Source organism: Streptomyces sp. NPDC026672, assembly GCF_040638185.1.
Taxonomy (GTDB): domain Bacteria; phylum Actinomycetota; class Actinomycetes; order Streptomycetales; family Streptomycetaceae; genus Streptomyces.
Genome location: NZ_JBEZXS010000008.1, coordinates 61,062 through 73,287 on the forward strand (window position 1 = coordinate 61,062; position 12,226 = coordinate 73,287).

Consider the following 12,226-nt stretch of genomic DNA (forward strand, 5'->3'; position numbering starts at 1 on the left):
GGGGCGCCATGTCTTCGCGCGTAGAGCGGGACCGAGACTTCTACACGCGTCACACGCTTGAAAGGTACATGGCATGACTGTGCGGTGAACACCAAGTCCCGGCAAGAACCGGTACGGCGTGCCTCCGCTTTCTGCGGGCAGATTGCAGAACGGAGGGTCACGAACGGAAAGAGGCGGACATGGAGATCGCGGGCATCATCAGTGCCATCGTCATCGGCATCATCATCGGTGTACTGGGACGCCTGGTGGTTCCCGGGCGCCAGCACATCGGCATCGTCCTGACGATCGTCGTCGGCATCGTCGCCGCGCTGCTCGGCTCGGCGATCGCCGCGGGCCTCGGCGTCGCCGACACCGACGGACCCGACTGGATCGAGTGGTTCATCCAGATCGCCCTGGCCGCGGTGGGCGTCGCCGCCCTGGACCGGTCCCGCAGCCGCCGCTGATCCGCCCGGCGGGCGGAGGCGACCCGCGCCGGTCCGGCACATCGCGTCGGACCGGGCCGCGGGAAGCGGCGCGGACCCGGCGGTGACGACCGGACCGGCCCCGTCGCCGGGCAGTGGCCGGGCGACGGGGCCGGTCGGGCGGGGTACCGCGGGCCCGCCGCGCGCGGCTCCCCGCTGCGGGCGACGGGCCCGTGCCTCGACCGTGACGTCCCGGGTGCGCGAGACGACGGACGCCACGGGAGGCGGTCCCCCCGAGAGCGCCGTGCCGCGCCCTCGAACACCAGCATCACAGCTCACGCGTGCGACCCGGTGGGGCCAACCGGCCCCGACCTCCGGGTCGTTCGGCCCCGGGCCGCTGCCGCGCCCCGCGCCCCCTGCTCCGTGCTCCGTGCTCCGTGCTCCGTGCTCCGTGCTCCGTGCTCCGTGCTCCGGCCGAGCGGGCGTCAGCGGCCGTACAGATACGGCGTCGTCGTGCTCAGGGGCTGGAAGCCGAGGCGTTCGAGGATGGGGCGGCTCTGGACCGAGGCGTCGACCTGGAGGTAGCGGTAGCCGCGGGCGGCGGCGGCCTGGGCGCGGTGGGCGACCAGGGCGCGGTAGATGCCCCGGCCCCGCCACGCCTCGACGGTGCCGCCGCCCCACAGCCCGGCGAAGCGGGTGCCGGGCACCGGTTCCATGCGGGCCGCGCTGACGGGTTCGTCCCCGGCGAGCGCCACCACCGCGACGACGGTGTCGGGGGAGTCGGCGAGCCTGGCGAGCAACTGGCGGCGCAGCCGGGAGCCGTCGGTGCCGAACGCCTTCTCGTGCACGTCCACGACGAGGTCGATGCCTGCCGCGTCGACGGCGGGCACGATCCGTATGCCCTCCGGCGGTTCGGCGTCGGCGGTGAGGGTGGCGACCTCGGCGACCATCAGCGTCTCCTCGGGCTCGGCCCTGAAACCGGCGGCCAGCAGCCGGGAGCCGAGGTCCACCGGGAGGTCGTGGCCGTACAGCTTCCACTCGAAGTCCCGGCCCAGCGCGGTGAAGCGCGCGATCTGCTCGGCGATCGCCGCGTCCGCGGTCGACTCGTCCAGGTCGGACCAGACCACACCGTTCCAGCCATGGTCGTCGGCGACCTGGCGCACCACGCGCCCGGTGTGTTCGACCTCCGTCCCGGGGCCGTCGGGCCTGGCTCCCTCGCGCATGTCCCGGTCGTAGAGGGCGAGTACCGCACCGTGATCCATGCGCTCACTCCAGCATCCCGCGCCACGCGGAGCAATGGTTTTTCCTGTCCTGATCGTCCTCCCGCCGACGGGATGCCGGATTCACCCCCGTTCGTGGGGTGTTCGCGGACACCCGGGTCATGGCCTGGAACAGGCCCCGGCGCACCCGTACCGTGCCCGGGAGCCGACCGGGAGAAAGGGCGTACGCCATGGTGGAGGAGAGCGAACTGCGGTATCTGCGCCGGTGCGTGGAGCTGGCGGCCGAGGCGCTGGAGGCGGGGGACGAACCGTTCGGTTCGGTCCTGGTCGGCGCGGACGGGGCGGTGCTGGCCGAGGACCGCAACCGGGTGTCCGGCGGGGACCTCACCCGGCACCCGGAGTTCGAGCTGGCCCGCTGGGCGGCCGAGCGACTGGCCCCGGAGGAGCGGGCCGCTGCGACCGTCTACACCTCCGGCGAGCACTGCCCGATGTGCGCGGCGGCGCACGCCTGGGTGGGGCTCGGCCGCATCGTGTACGTCGCCTCGTCCGAACAACTGGTCGCCTGGCTGGGCGAGCTGGGGGTGACGGAGCTCGCGGTGCGGCCCCTTCCGGTGCGGGAGGTCGCGCCGGGCGTGCCGGTCGACGGGCCGGTGCCCGAACTGGCCGGGCGGATGCGGGCGTTGCACCGGCGCGCGCACGGGGTGACCTGATCCGCGGCCGGTGCGGGGCCGCGGACAGGGGAGGACCCCACCGGTCGGGATTCCGGTGGGGCCGTGCGGTGGGGTGCGGTCAGCGCCCCTGGTGGGGGCGGAACCGCCGGTAGAGCACGGTGCCGGCGAGCAGCAGCACGGCACCGCCGGCCACGGCGGGCACCGTGGCGTCCGCACCCGTGTGGGCCAGTGACGGCCCGGTGGGCGGCACCTCACGGGTGGCCGGCGGGGCCTGCGGCTCCGGCGGGGTCCGCTCGGACCTCGGCGGGGCGGGCGGCTCCGGGGTGGAGGTCGCCGGCGGCTCGCCGGGGCCGTTCACGGACTCGTTGCCGAACACGGGGTTGCCGATGCCGACCACGTTGACCGAGTTCCCGCTGACGTTCACGGGGACGTCGACCGGGGCCTGGATGCCGTTGCCGGACAGCAGCCCCGGCGAGTCGGACTCGACGCTCTGCGCGCTCGCACCGCCGGACGTGGACGACCCGCCGGACCCTCCGCCCCGGGAGCCGCCCTCGTTGGCGCACGAGTTCCCCGCCACGGGGTTGAGGAGCCCCAGCACGTTCACCGTGTTGCCGCACACGTTGACCGGGACGTGGACCGGCAACTGGATCGAGTTGCCGGATGCCACTCCCGGCGAGTCGGCCGCGGAGCCGTCCGCGGCCGAGTCGGCGAACGCCGGCCCGGCCACGGCCATCGCCCCGGAAGCGGCCGCGACGACGAGCACGCCGTTTCGGGCGAACCGTTTCATGGTTCCCTGCCTTCCAGACTTGGACGCGGGCACTTGCCCGCACCGGATAGAACGCCGCCGGAGCACCCGAGTTATGGCTAAACGCTCTTTCACTCCATCGGGTGGTGAATCTGTCGAACCAGCGGTAAAAACCTCGAATGCCCACTATCCGTACACCTGAGCGGGTCCGTCCGGAGGCGGGTGTTCCGGGGCCCGCATAGGGTGTTCGAGGGCGCTGCCCGGGTCCGCCGCGGGGCGTCCCTGGAGGCATCGATGCTGGCCAAGCCGTCCATACGGCCCACCACACGGCCCACCGCCCGGCGCTGGGCGGGCGCCGGAGTCGTCGCGCTGGCCCTGCTCGCGGCGGGCCTGCCCGCGGCCACCGCCGCGCAGCCGTCGCAGGCGTCGCAGCCGGATCTCACCCGCTTCTACCGTCAGAAGGTCGTCTGGTCAGCCTGCGAGGGCGCGGCCGTGCCCAAAGACCTGCGCTGCGGCCGGGTGACGGTGCCGCTCGACTACGCCCGGCCGGACGCCGGCACCCTGGACGTGGCGCTGGCCCGCTACCGGGCGACCGGGAAGTCCCGCGGTTCGGTGCTGCTGAACTTCGGCGGGCCCGGCGGCCCCGGGATCAGCACGCTCGCCGGGGCGGGCAAGGACTACCTGGGGCTGACCAACGGCTACGACGTGGTCACCTTCGATCCGCGCGGGGTCGGCCGCTCCTCCCCCGTCAGCTGCGGCGAGGGCGCGGACGACGTCCCGGAGAGCGCCGTGCGGGCCCCGGACGCCAGGGACCCGAAGGCGATGCTGGAACGGCTCAGGAAGGCCGCGGCCGAGTGCGCCGAGCACTCGGGGCCGGTGCTGCGGCACATGGGCACGGTGAACACCTCCCGCGACATGGACGTCATACGCCAGGCACTCGGCGACGGGAAGCTCAACTACCTGGGCTTCTCCTACGGCACCCGGCTCGGCGCGGTGTACGCGACGCAGTTCCCCGGCAAGGTGGGGCGGATGGTCCTGGACGGGGTGGACACCCTGACCGAGCCGCTGTCCGAGCAGGGGCTCGCGGGTGCCGCGGGGCAGCAGACCGCGCTGGACGGCTTCCTGGACCGGTGCGTCACCGACCTGGGCTGCCCGTTCGGGCAGGACCGGCGCACGGCGGGCGACAAGGTCACCGAGCTGGTGCGTTCGCTCGACCGGGACCCGGTGCCGACGGGCTTCGGCGAGCCGTTCACCGGCCAGGACCTGGTGGGCGCGATCGGGCAGGCCCTCTACAGCGAGGAGATGTGGCCGTCCCTGGAACGGGCGCTGGCGGCGCTGACCGAGAACGGCGACACCAGTGGGGTGGAGAGCTTCGCGTCGGGCGGCATGGCGCCGTGGCGCGGCTCCGGCGGGCTGGTGGACGAGGCGGACGTCCCGTTCGACAATCTGCCGGCCGCGTTCATGGCGATCAACTGCGCGGACGACCCGGACCGGCCCACCGCGGCCCGGGTGACGGCGGAGGTCGGACGGCTGCGCGCGGCGTACGAGAAGGCGTCGCCGGTGTTCGGCCGCCACCGGCTGACCGGGGTGCTGATGTGCTACGGCCGTCCGAAGGGCACCGACTTCATCCGCGAGAAGGTGAAGGACCTCGACTCGGCGAAGGTGCTGCTGGTGGGCACGCGGGGCGACCCGGCCACGCCGTACCGCTGGACCGAGGAGACGGCGAAGCGGCTCGGTCCCGCCGCGGTGGTGCTGGACAACAAGGGCGAGGGCCACACCGGGTACGGGTCGTCCAAGTGCGTGCACCGCAAGGTCGACGACTTCCTGCTGTACGGAACCCTGCCGCCGGACGGCAGTTCGTGCCCGGCGGGCGGGACCCGCTGGAACTCCGCCCCGTACTCCTCCAGGCAGTGACCCGGCTGCTCCGGACGGGTGACAGTCGGACGGCGGGCAGGGAAGCGGTACAACCTCGGCGCGGTCCCGCACGTCACACAGGGTGTGCGTGCTTCGGCACGCCGTGACCGCATCGAACGAATCAGGGGGAGTTCCTCATGCGCATCCGTACCGCCGTGGCCGCGGGCGCCGTTCCGGCCGCCGTCGCCGCCCTGCTGCTGTCCGCTCCGCAGAGCCAGGCCGCCGGGGCCCGTGTCGCGCCCTGCGCGGAGCAGGCCCTGACCGTCCGCGCGAAGGCGGACGCCGTCGCCCCGTCCATCGTCCGTATCGACGTCACCAACCGGGGTGGCCGCGCCTGCGTCGTCGACCGCATCCCGACGGTGACCTTCGGCGACCTGGACGGGGCCGCGCTGCCGGTGCCCGAGGGCGAGAGCGGGCCGTACCGCATCGGGGCGGGCGCGTCCGCCTACGCGGCGGTGCGCACGATCGCCGACCCGGCGGACCCGGAGGCCCGCCGGGTGGACACGATCACCGTCGCCGCCGACCCCTCCCACTTCGGGCGGACCTTCACGGCGGCCCGGCTGGGCGCCGGGGACGCCGTGCTGGTGTGGGAGCCGGTGACGACGTGGTGGCAGCCCTCGCGGGCCGCCGCGGACCGGGCGCTCGGCCTCAGCTGAGGGTCAGCTCGGGGGCGTAGAGGTCCAGCCACAGGGCCAGGTCGAGGGTCCGCTCCAGTCCGTGCCGTCCCGCCTGGGTGCTCGCGGGGGTGTCGCTGCGGGCGGCACGGGCCGCCTGCTCCCGGTCGACGAGGTCGAACACCGGGTGGTCGGGGCGGGCCAGCAGATCCTTCACCTGGTCCTGGAGGGCGCGGCCGTAGCCGGGGTCCTGCGTGGACGGGTAGGGGCTCTTGACCCGGTCGTAGACGGAGCGCGGCAGGACGTCGGCCGTGGCCTCCCGCAGCAGGGTCTTCTCGCGGCCGTCGAAGGACTTCAGGGACCAGGGCGCGTTGAACACGTACTCGACGAGCCGGTGGTCGCAGAACGGGACGCGGACCTCCAGGCCGACGGCCATGCTCATGCGGTCCTTGCGGTCGAGGAGGGCGCGGACGAACCGGGTGAGGTGGAGGTGGCTCATCCGCCGCATCCGGTACTCGAAGTCGCTCTCGCCGTCGAGGCGCCGGACGGCGGCGACGGCGGTGCGGTAGGAGTCGGCGACGTACGTCTCCAGGTCCAGGGCCTTGACGAGGTCGGGGCGCAGGATGCCGGCGCCCGAGCCGAAGTGCCGTCCGGTCACGGCCAGCCAGGGGAAGGTCTCGGCGGTGCGGGCCTCCTCGTCGAAGAACTGGCGGTAGCCGCCGAAGACCTCGTCGGCGGACTCGCCGGACAGGGCGACGGTGGAGCGTTCGCGCACGGCCTTGAACAGCAGGTAGAGGGAGGCGTCCAGGTCGCCGAGGCCGGCGGGCACGTCGCGGGCGCCGAGCACCTTGGCGCGGACGGCGGGGTCGGCGAGGGTCTGCGCGTCGAGGACGATGTCCTGGTGGTCGGTGCCGGCGAGCCGGGCCACGTCGTGCACGAAGGGGGTGTCGGGGGTGCCGCGCAGTTCGTCGGCGACGAAGTTGTCGGCCTGGCCGACGAAGTCGACGGCGAAGCTGCGCACCTTCTCGCCCTCGGCGGCGAGCTGCCGCGCGGCGAGCGCGGTCATGGCGGAGGAGTCGAGGCCGCCGGACAGCAGGGTGCAGCGGGGGACGTCGGCGACGAGCTGGCGGCGCACGATGTCGTCGAGGAGTTCGCGGACGCGGGCGACGGTGGTGTCGCGGTCGTCGGTGTGCGGGCGGGTCTCCAGGCGCCAGTAGACGCGGGTGTGCGGGCCGTCGCGGTCGACGGTGACGACGGTGCCGGGCTCGACCTCGCGCAGCCCCTCCCAGACGGCGTGGCCCGGGGTCTGGATCATGGTGAACATCTCGCGCAGCCCGTCGAGGCCGACGCGCCGCCGGACCAGGGGGTTGGCGTGGATCGCCTTGGGTTCGGAGCCGAAGAGGACGCCGTCGGGGGTGGGGGCGTAGTAGAAGGGCTTGATGCCCATGCGGTCGCGGATCATGACGAGCCTGTCGTGGCGGCCGTCCCAGACGGCGAAGGCGTACATGCCGTTGAGCCGCTCGGCGAGGCGGTCGCCCCATTCGAGGTAGCCGCGCAGGACGACCTCGGTGTCGGAGTCGGTGGTGAACCGGTGTCCGCGGTCGGTGAGTTCGCGGCGCAGTTCGGTGAAGTTGTAGGTCTCGCCGGAGTAGACGAGGCCGACGGTGCCGTCGGGGGTGTCGGCGGTCATGGGCTGGCGCCCGCCGGGCAGGTCGATGATCGCGAGCCTGCGGTGTCCGAGGGCGGCGGGGCCCTCGGTCCAGGTGCCCCGGTCGTCGGGGCCGCGGCAGGCCATGGTCTCCGTCATCGCATCCAATGCGGCGGTCTCGTTCCGCAGGTCACGGTCGAAGGAAACCCAGCCGGTGATGCCGCACATCATGTGCCTCCTCACTCCGGTCCGGCCGCCGCACCCGGTTCACCTGCGTACTTTCCGCGTGGGCGGTGGGGGCGCCGAACCAGTTGTATTGAGCATCTATGTAACAACCGTGTGTCCGGACACCCCATCCGGTCAACGCGGCCGTAACCCGGACGGCCCCCTTCTCCCCACTCTTTCGGCCGTGTTTTGCCTGCGCGAGAGGCGGCGGGCCCGGCGGTGGCGGGCCGCGGCTGCCCCTAATCGGCCACGGGCAAAGAGTTGCCAAAAACGGAGGACACCCGTCCGGGTGTCCTCCGTGATCGTGGGTCGGTACGGGTCGCTACGCCGCCTTGGTGGTGACGAACGCGTCGATCGCCGCGGTCAGTTCGGCGGGCTTCTCCACGGGCAGCTCGTGGCCCGCGTCGACGATCCGGATCGTCGCGTCCCGGTACTCCTTCGCCATCCGCAGCATCTGCGCGACGGGGAGTTGCACGTCGTGGTAGCCGTGCACCAGCAGGGTGGGGGCGGTGATCTCGCCGACGCGGTCGAGGACGTCGAAGGCGCGCATGGCCCCGTAGAGCGTCATGACGACCTCGCGGGGCGTGCCGGCGGAGGCGCGGACGTACTTGCGGACCTCCTCGCGCGGGTAGCCAGGCGAGAAGGCGCGCTGGATGTTGGCGGCGACGAACAGCTTGAACGGCACGAGCGTGGACACCGCCATGAGCAGGCCCCGGCCACGGCTGTAGGTCATCCGGCCGATGGAGTCGACCAGGACCAGCCGCTCGACCCGCTCGGGGTGGGCGAGCGCGACGGTCTGGGCGATCATCCCGCCCAGGGAGTGGCCGACCAGGACGCAGCGGTCGATCTCCAGGTGGCCGAGCAGGGCGAGCACGTCGTCCGCCAGTTCGGCGACCGTGCGCACGCCCGCCCCGGTGCTCTCGCCGTGCCCGCGCAGGTCCAGCCTGACCGTCCGGCGGGTCGCCGAGAAGTGCCCGATCTGGTGGTCCCAGCGGTGCCGGTCGGCCGTCCAGCCGTGGACGAACACGAGCGGCACGCCGTCGCCGTCGCGGGGACCCTCGTCGTCGTACGTCAGCACCGCGCCGTCGACCTCTAGCTGCGGCATGGGGGCCTCCTGGTGTCCGTCCCGTTACTGACCGGTACGGTAACCGGCCGGGGCGCCCGCCGTCACCGTCGTTCGCCCAGGAAGTCGAGGATGTGCCCGTAGACGTCGAGGGCGGCGCCGCGGCCGAGGAACGTGTCCAGGTGGCCGTACCCGGGGATCTCCGCGTACCGCACGTCCAGTTCGGGCCTGCGGTGCGCCAGGACCTCGTGGCAGAGCTTCTGCGAGTCCAGCCACAGCCCGTTGTCGCTGCCCGCGAGCAGCAGGACGGGGGTGTCGATGCGGTCGACCGCGTCCAGCGCGTTGGGCGGCAGCGCCCGGTAGCGGTGGTCGGTGTCGTGCCAGCGCACGACCGTGCGGGCGAGTTCGATGCGGCGCAGGTGCGGCAGGATCCACAGGGGCGCGGGGCCGAGGAGTTCGGCGAGCCGGTCGTGGGTGGCCTCGGCCAGGTTCTCGTGCACGAAGAGCGAGGCGCCCGAGCCCCAGGCCGAGTTGTGCAGGATCTGGCAGGTGGGGTCGGGGCAGTCCGCCCCGCGGGAGGCCAGCGCGAACAGGGGGGTGTACTTCGACCAGAGGCCGACCTTGCGGATGTCGACCGGGATGTGGTCGATGCGCGACTTCAGCAGCTCCCCCATCACCGACATCCGCAGCGAGGTGCGGCCCGCCAGCTTCGGCGTGAGGAACACGCCCTGGGAGACCACTCCGGCGAGTCCCGGGACGAGCCCGGCGGTCATGCTGAGCGACAGGGTGAGGGAGCCGACGCAGTGCGCGACCACGAACAGCGGCCGGTCGCCGATGTGCGTGCGGACGTGGGCGACCGCCTCGGGGATGTCGTACAGCGCGACGTCGTCGTAGGTGTACCGGCCGCCGTTCTCGTTGTAGGGCAGCCGGCAGCTGCCCCGCCAGTCCAGCAGCCAGGGTTCGTAGCCCTCGTCGAGCAGGACGTCCACGAGGTTGCGGGTCTCGGGCAGCAGGAACATGTCGGCGGACGCCGTGTGCCCGTGCAGGATCAGCACGGCGGGCCGCCCCGGGTCGCCCGTGTGGACGCGGGTGAGGCCGATGCGGACGCCGTCGGCCGTGCGCAGCGGGATCTCCTCGACGGCCGCCGGGTCGAGCCGGTGGCGCAGCGGGCGCAGACCGGCGGTGGTGCGGACCCGGCGGAGCGCCGGCCGGGCGGTCCTGGGACTGGTTCGGAAGATCATCGCTGCTGCTCCGTGAGGTTCGGGGTGCGGCGCAGGTCGAGCAGGTCCGCGGCGGCGCGGGCGAAGGGTCCGACGAGCCCGCGGCCCATCTCCAGGCCGAACCAGGCGAGCCAGGTCAGCTTGGCGGCGCGCTTCTCCTGGCCGGTGAGCCGCGGGTCGACCTTGATGCCGTCGATCTGGTCGCGGACGTAGGAGTCGGCGGGGACGACGACCTCGCCGAGCAGGCCGGCCGCCTCGCCCTCGCGCCCTATCTCGACGGTGAGGGCGCGGGTCTGGCGCCACAGGTCGCGGCGGGCGCGGGCGTACTTGCGGCCCTCCAGCCACCACCTGCCGCCGTCGGCGTCGACCAGTTTCAGCCGGTAGCGCAGGAGTTGGTGGCGCAGTCCGTGCCGCTGGGGGATGCCCTCCTCGGGGCGGACCCAGAGGTCGCCGCGCTCCACGGTCAGCGGCTCGGGGTGGATCGCGGCGCAGGTGACCTCGCCGCTGACGTCCACCCGGCGCTCCCTGACCAGTTGGTGCATGCCGGCGATGGAGAGGGTGAGCGCCATCGAGCAGGGTGTCGAGGCGGTCGCGCCGACGGGGCCCACGGTGCCCTCGGTGGTCTCCGTGAACCAGAGGTAGGGCTGGTCGTCCTTGTGCGGGAGGCGGGCGAGGCCGTCGGCGGCGAGCTTCTCGAAGGTCTTGAGCTGGGCGCGGGCGTCGTAGCGGGCGGCGGGCGGCAGACCGAGGGCGGCGACGAGGGCGGCGGTGCGTTCGGCGCCGGCCTCGGGGCCCTTGAGGGTGGCCTCGACCAGTTTGAGCGCGGTGGGGCTGCGCAGTACGCGGGTGAGGAAGGCGAGTTCGGGGACGGGGTCGGCGTCGAGGCGGGCGAGGGTGTCGGCGCGCCACTCGTCCCAGTCCTGGACGCGGACGTGCATGCCGCCGAACGCCATGTCGCGCACGACGTCGTCGAGGCTGTTGGGCACGCCGGTGAGGTTGTAGTCGAAGCCCCAGGCGTCGGGTTCGCACACGGTGGCGACGGCCACCCGGCTCACCCAGTCCACGGGGGCCGCGTTGAGGTGCCGGAACGCCGGTACGGTGCGGTGGCGGCCGAAGGCCGAGATCAGGCCGCTGCTGAGGTCGAGCGGGTTGTGGGCGCCGGTGCGGGTGTGGCCGCCGATGCCTCCGGGGCGCAGCGCGGTGACGACGAGGCCGTGGTCGCGGGCGCGGCGCAGGGCGACCTCGGCGGCCCACTTGGACTGGTCGTAGCCGGAGATGAGCCGGTCGACGTGGGCGAGGGGGTCGTCCTCGCCCATGGAGGTGATGCCGACCTCGTTGAACACGGCGATGGAGGAGATGTGGTGCAGCGGCTTGGGGCGTCCGGTCGCGGCGAGTTCGGCGAGGGTGAGGGCGCCGAGGACGTTGCTCGCGCGCAGGGACCGGTAGCCGCGCAGGAAGTCGACGGCCGCCGCCACACCGACGACGCTGTCGAGTTCGTGGGCGAGGGTGTGCCACCGCTCGTCGGTCAGGCCGAGGCGGGGGTGGCGGATGTCGCCGGGCAGGACGGTGATGCGGCGGCGGACCTCGGAGGACCAGGGCAGCAGGTGGGCGCGCAACTGCTCGCCGAGCCGGGCGGTCGCGGACTCCTCGTCGTCCGCGCGGACGAGGCAGTACACCTGGGCGTCGCTGTGCCGCAGCAGGTCGAGCAGCATGTGCCCGCCGAGGAATCCGGTCGCCCCGGTGAGCAGGATCCGCCGGGGCGCCACGGGCTCCGGCACGTCGACGAAGGGCAGCCGGTCGGCGAGGGACAGGTCCTCCAGGATCTGCGCCAGGTCCTCCTGCCTGGCCCGCACGGGCCCGGTCTCCCCGTGCCGCGCGGGGGCCGGGGTGCGGGGGGCGGGGAGGGTGCGGGGGCGGACGGCGGGCAGGACCGTGGGGAGGCCGGGCGGGGTGGTGGGGAAAGGGGTGTGCGGGGTGGTGGGGAAAGGGGTGTGCGGGGTGGTGGCGACGGCGGGCAGGGCGGTGGCGACGGGGGGCAGCGCGGTGGGGACGGGGGTGTGCGGGTCACGCGCGGGGGCGGGCGTCCGGGCGTCCGGGGCCGCCGGGAGGGCGGGGAGCCAGCGGTGGGCCAGGGCGGTGGGGCGGGCGTCGGCGAAGACGTCGTCGAGGTCGATCTCGATGCCCAGCTCCTCCTCCAGCTCGGCGGCGAGCTCCACCGCGTGGACGGAGGTGCCGCCGGCGTCGAAGAAGTCGGCGTCGGGGGCGAGTTCACCGCCGGGCAGATGCCGGCCGGCGGCGGCCGCGATGGTCTCGGCGAGTGCCGTCGCGTCCCGCACGGGCGTCGCGGACGCGGGCGCTTCCTCCACCGCCCTCACCCTGGCCAGGAGTTCGGCCACGCCGGGTCCCCCGCCGCCCCGTTCGATGGACTCGGCGGTCGTACGCCGGTCGAGGTCGTCGTTCAGTTCACGCATGGGAGTCCTTCGCTTCGTACGGTTCCTGCCGTCC

General features: G+C 73.6%; 10 protein-coding genes. 4 read left to right on the forward strand and 6 right to left on the reverse strand.

Annotated features, from left to right (window positions below):
• The first annotated feature begins 179 nt into the window (after nucleotides 1-179).
• Entirely contained in the window at nucleotides 180-443 is a 264-nt protein-coding gene (locus tag AB0F77_RS11645) for a GlsB/YeaQ/YmgE family stress response membrane protein (RefSeq protein WP_361945305.1), read from the forward strand.
• A gap of 443 nt (nucleotides 444-886) precedes the next feature.
• Here AB0F77_RS11645 and AB0F77_RS11650 read toward each other — a convergent pair whose 3' ends face one another.
• Nucleotides 887-1,663 carry a GNAT family N-acetyltransferase gene (locus AB0F77_RS11650; RefSeq protein WP_361945308.1) on the reverse strand — a complete coding sequence of 259 codons (777 nt, stop codon included), beginning with the start codon at nucleotides 1,661-1,663 and terminating at the stop codon, nucleotides 887-889.
• 188 nt (nucleotides 1,664-1,851) lie between these two features.
• On the opposite strand from AB0F77_RS11650, the gene AB0F77_RS11655 reads away from it, so the two are divergent.
• Nucleotides 1,852-2,331: a nucleoside deaminase gene (locus tag AB0F77_RS11655; protein ID WP_361945847.1), complete on the forward strand. Its 480-nt coding sequence runs from the start codon at nucleotides 1,852-1,854 to the stop codon at nucleotides 2,329-2,331.
• 79 nt (nucleotides 2,332-2,410) lie between these two features.
• Here AB0F77_RS11655 and AB0F77_RS11660 read toward each other — a convergent pair whose 3' ends face one another.
• Nucleotides 2,411-3,079 carry a chaplin family protein gene (locus AB0F77_RS11660; protein WP_361945311.1) on the reverse strand — a complete coding sequence of 223 codons (669 nt, stop codon included), beginning with the start codon at nucleotides 3,077-3,079 and terminating at the stop codon, nucleotides 2,411-2,413.
• A gap of 252 nt (nucleotides 3,080-3,331) precedes the next feature.
• Here AB0F77_RS11660 and AB0F77_RS11665 point away from each other — a divergent pair, with 252 nt between their 5' ends.
• Both AB0F77_RS11665 and AB0F77_RS11670 read left to right on the forward strand, forming a co-directional pair.
• Entirely contained in the window at nucleotides 3,332-4,951 is a 1,620-nt protein-coding gene (locus AB0F77_RS11665) for an alpha/beta hydrolase (RefSeq protein WP_361945313.1), read from the forward strand.
• A gap of 137 nt (nucleotides 4,952-5,088) precedes the next feature.
• Nucleotides 5,089-5,607, forward strand: coding sequence for a DUF4232 domain-containing protein (locus tag AB0F77_RS11670; protein WP_361945316.1), 519 nt, complete (start codon nucleotides 5,089-5,091; stop codon nucleotides 5,605-5,607).
• On the opposite strand, the gene asnB is transcribed toward AB0F77_RS11670, so the two are convergent.
• The 4 genes from asnB to AB0F77_RS11690 form a co-directional block, all read right to left on the reverse strand.
• A complete protein-coding gene (asnB, locus tag AB0F77_RS11675; protein ID WP_361945319.1) occupies nucleotides 5,600-7,441 on the reverse strand; it encodes an asparagine synthase (glutamine-hydrolyzing) in 1,842 nt (613 codons plus the stop codon). The genes AB0F77_RS11670 and asnB overlap by 8 nt on opposite strands.
• Nucleotides 7,442-7,760: 319 nt before the next feature.
• A complete protein-coding gene (locus tag AB0F77_RS11680) occupies nucleotides 7,761-8,543 on the reverse strand; it encodes an alpha/beta hydrolase (RefSeq protein ID WP_361945322.1) in 783 nt (260 codons plus the stop codon).
• A gap of 62 nt (nucleotides 8,544-8,605) precedes the next feature.
• Nucleotides 8,606-9,742, reverse strand: coding sequence for an alpha/beta fold hydrolase (locus AB0F77_RS11685; protein WP_361945325.1), 1,137 nt, complete (start codon nucleotides 9,740-9,742; stop codon nucleotides 8,606-8,608).
• Nucleotides 9,739-12,192 (reverse strand): thioester reductase domain-containing protein, encoded by a 2,454-nt coding sequence (locus AB0F77_RS11690; RefSeq protein ID WP_361945328.1) that lies wholly within the window; start codon nucleotides 12,190-12,192, stop codon nucleotides 9,739-9,741. Before AB0F77_RS11690 ends, AB0F77_RS11685 begins: the two co-directional genes overlap by 4 nt.
• Nucleotides 12,193-12,226: the final 34 nt, after the last annotated feature.

Excerpts from the sequence above, each read along its gene's own strand:
- AB0F77_RS11680 (WP_361945322.1), bottom strand. The coding sequence starts at position 8,543 with ATGCCGCAGCTAGAGGTCGACGGCGCGGTGCTGACGTACGACGACGAG.
- AB0F77_RS11665 (WP_361945313.1), top strand. The coding sequence starts at position 3,332 with ATGCTGGCCAAGCCGTCCATACGGCCCACCACACGGCCCACCGCCCGG.
- AB0F77_RS11685 (WP_361945325.1), bottom strand. The coding sequence starts at position 9,742 with ATGATCTTCCGAACCAGTCCCAGGACCGCCCGGCCGGCGCTCCGCCGG.
- AB0F77_RS11670 (WP_361945316.1), top strand. The coding sequence starts at position 5,089 with ATGCGCATCCGTACCGCCGTGGCCGCGGGCGCCGTTCCGGCCGCCGTC.
- AB0F77_RS11645 (WP_361945305.1), top strand. The coding sequence starts at position 180 with ATGGAGATCGCGGGCATCATCAGTGCCATCGTCATCGGCATCATCATC.
- asnB (WP_361945319.1), bottom strand. The coding sequence starts at position 7,441 with ATGTGCGGCATCACCGGCTGGGTTTCCTTCGACCGTGACCTGCGGAAC.
- AB0F77_RS11660 (WP_361945311.1), bottom strand. The coding sequence starts at position 3,079 with ATGAAACGGTTCGCCCGAAACGGCGTGCTCGTCGTCGCGGCCGCTTCC.
- AB0F77_RS11655 (WP_361945847.1), top strand. The coding sequence starts at position 1,852 with ATGGTGGAGGAGAGCGAACTGCGGTATCTGCGCCGGTGCGTGGAGCTG.
- AB0F77_RS11690 (WP_361945328.1), bottom strand. The coding sequence starts at position 12,192 with ATGCGTGAACTGAACGACGACCTCGACCGGCGTACGACCGCCGAGTCC.
- AB0F77_RS11650 (WP_361945308.1), bottom strand. The coding sequence starts at position 1,663 with ATGGATCACGGTGCGGTACTCGCCCTCTACGACCGGGACATGCGCGAG.